Below are 3,071 nucleotides of genomic sequence, written 5' to 3' on the forward strand. Positions count from 1 at the left end.
TATAATGACTATATTGAGATTTATTTTACAAATTATGTGATTCCTAAAAGATTTTCAGTTGTTTGATAATGTGGTTTGTGTAATTCGGTTTATTTCCTGTAACCAACGCTTCACAATAAACATTGAGGAAATATTTTATTTTTAATAATAAAATGTGGAATGTATGTGTTTTCCGATGTTTTGCAAACATCTAAAATAGAAAATTATGCGCAAGGAGAATGAACAGATGGTAAAAACTCGCACAGTAGAAATGCAAACGCAGCTTGTAGGGTATGAGTTTAAGAAAAAAGGTTTACCCACTGATAAAAATATAGCAGTAGAAAATAGTAAAGTTTCCAATGATTATTTCTGGAAAACAAATGAATATACGGATAAAGATGTGTTTGGAAGGACGCTGGATCTGACGGCACTTATCAATAAGCCTGATGGATATTTAAAGGGAAGTTTATCGGATACGCAAGATGTGGACTATTACAAATTCAACATTACAGAGTACCGGGCATTAAGTTTCGCGAAGGATACCTATAATAAGGATATTACTATCACTTTAGATCATATACCGGAAGGCTGTAATTATGAGATGGTTTTGTATGATGAGGAAGGCAATCAGGTCGGCATTGGGAAAGATAATGGAAATGGTGGTCTTAGTATTACCATACCGAACTGGAATACAGACAACAGAGGTTATACCGTAAAGGTACAGGCAAAGAACGGTTCAATGGTAAACCCAGATGCCGAATATCATCTTTCTTTTCAGACAACGCAAGCGGATAAAAGTCATGGAGCTTATCAGGAAATGGCAGAGGTTCAGAAGTATGCAGGGACAGTCAGGAAGCAGATGCAGGAAGGCTTAACCGATACTGAGGAAATGCGTGCAATTAAGGAAATCCGGCAGAAGTATAAAGCCTGTTATACGGAGCAGATGGAGAAATTGCATAAGGAACAGGCAGAAGAAATCATGCAGGGTGAGGCAGTGCCGGATGATGAGCAGATTCATAATTTACTGGAAAAAAAAGCGGCAGGAGGAGAACTGACGGAACAGGAAAATGCACTTTTAAATATCTTTTGTACTGCAGCAGAGCTGGATAGTGCGAATGCAAGTGCAAAAATGAATACCACAGTAAAAGACAGGATATTTGCAGATTTGCAAGAAGCGGGAATTGATATTTCAGATTCCATGTTTTCCATAAAAATTGGGGCGGATGGTCAGGTAAGTGTCGATGGCATTAATGATAATGCAATGAAACAGAAGATAGAGGATGTTTTGTCAAAGTATTCGGATGATCTGATGGATATTTATTTTTCTATGGATTCGGAAATACAGGCATTGTCCGATAAAGAAAAGTATCTGTTACAAGCTGCGGTGGATGTGGAAAAATTTTTATATAAGGCAACTGGCGGCAGCGTATCGCTTGGAGACCTTTCGGTGGAAAATGCAATGATACATGGTCTGCCAAAAACACTGGATGACCTGTTAAACAATCCGGGCGAAAATCTGACCTATCAGGATTATGCAAGCGATATCCGGGAAATTTTAGCATATAAACGGACACAGCACAAAGATATTATGTCTGAGTTGAATGTACAGTTTATCATGTCAGAGAGTACAATTCAGATAAAAGATCGAGTGTCAAAATAAATATTTTTTGGAGGAAACGAGATGACAAACAAAAAAATTTGGGCAGCAACATTATTTTCAACTCTGCTATTAACAATGACAATTTCAAGTCCTGTTAAGGCAGCAGAGTTGCAAACATCAACAACGGTAGACAGAAGTCAGATTACATTACCATTGAGTGAAGAGACAGAAGAAAATTTATTTTCATTAGAGTCAGTTTCTGATATTCAAATGTCTGAACTTGTTGACCCGGATGAAGTAATTAGTGTGTCAGATGGAGATGACACAATTCAGGCAAGGAAAGGAACTGCGACAAAATATGGATGGAGTTATGGAACAACACCATATACGTTTACACAGAAGTGGTCAACAGATACAGAAGTATATTCAACATATCCATATTATAATGATGGGTTACTTTATCCAGCCGCAACAGAACTATTGGATGCACCTAGCAATTCACAGTATAGTTCTGCGGTAAGAGAAGGATATGTCAATGATACATGGGCAACAGAACAATCAATAGTAGGTGCACATGTATATTACCATAAAGTAAGCAGTAATAAAGCATTAAATTCTGTAACTGTTTTACTTGATAAAAATGTTGCATTTCAGATTTATGACGCAGAATTAAATCCAGTACTGGATACAACGTCAGACGCATATGAAGATTTGCTTCTCTTTTACAGAACAGCAGTAAAATATGATAATTACGACAAAACAGTTTATACATGCAAACTAACTGCGGGAAATTATTATATTATGTTTTGGGATAATAAGGGCAATGAAGGCAATCATCATTATGCTATGTTTACGGGAAATCCTTTGCCAATTCAGCAGACATACAGTGCAGGTGGTGTATTTAATGGAAGTGTAAAATGGGATGGTTCTTCAAGTTCGCAAACATATCAAGCTTCTGGTGTAACTATATCTGTAAGTAATGGAACAGAAGATTTGTTTGCTTTATACAGAGTCACTTTCCAAGATATGGGTTCATCATACTTTAACACATATATTAAATCTGCTGATATGATGTATCAGTCACCTAATTCTTATTCGTACAAGACAATTGCGAATATGGCTAATCTAAACCAGAAGATGATTGATTATTATCCAGATGAAGGTTCTATGATGGGAACCTATAACACAAAAGTAAAGGTAAATTGGATGAATGGTTTGTCCTATGTAAATGCAAGTTATTCTACAAACGCAATGTTGTATATTGATTATTTAGCACCGTTAGGAGAAGTAAGTGTATCTTTTTGATGGAAGATAATCAGAAAAGAAAATATGGCAATGAATGATTTGTGTGTCATATAGTGAAAATATTTATCCGATATCAACGGTTACAATAACATTAAAGGTAGCGTATAACTGCTAGAAAAAATGTGTGTATAAAATAATAATATTTGAAGTATATGTTAAATCCTCTTGATCTGAAATATAGGTCAAG

2 protein-coding genes are annotated in these 3,071 nt (G+C 35.8%); both read left to right on the forward strand.

Features of this window, described 5'->3' with window-relative positions; all coding sequences use genetic code 11:
* Positions 1–226: 226 nt before the first annotated feature.
* On the forward strand, positions 227–1,639 hold the full coding sequence (locus DW981_RS14330) for a prepilin peptidase dependent protein A (protein WP_118508218.1): 1,413 nt from the start codon (positions 227–229) through the stop codon (positions 1,637–1,639).
* A gap of 21 nt (positions 1,640–1,660) precedes the next feature.
* Entirely contained in the window at positions 1,661–2,884 is a 1,224-nt protein-coding gene (locus DW981_RS14335; RefSeq protein WP_118508219.1) for a hypothetical protein, read from the forward strand.
* The last annotated feature ends 187 nt before the right edge of the window (positions 2,885–3,071 follow it).

Source organism: Clostridium sp. AM49-4BH, from assembly GCF_003478335.1.
Taxonomy (GTDB): domain Bacteria; phylum Bacillota; class Clostridia; order Lachnospirales; family Lachnospiraceae; genus Butyribacter.

Coding starts and splice junctions, on each gene's coding strand:
- DW981_RS14330 (WP_118508218.1), top strand. CDS start 227: ATGGTAAAAACTCGCACAGTAGAAATGCAAACGCAGCTTGTAGGGTAT.
- DW981_RS14335 (WP_118508219.1), top strand. CDS start 1,661: ATGACAAACAAAAAAATTTGGGCAGCAACATTATTTTCAACTCTGCTA.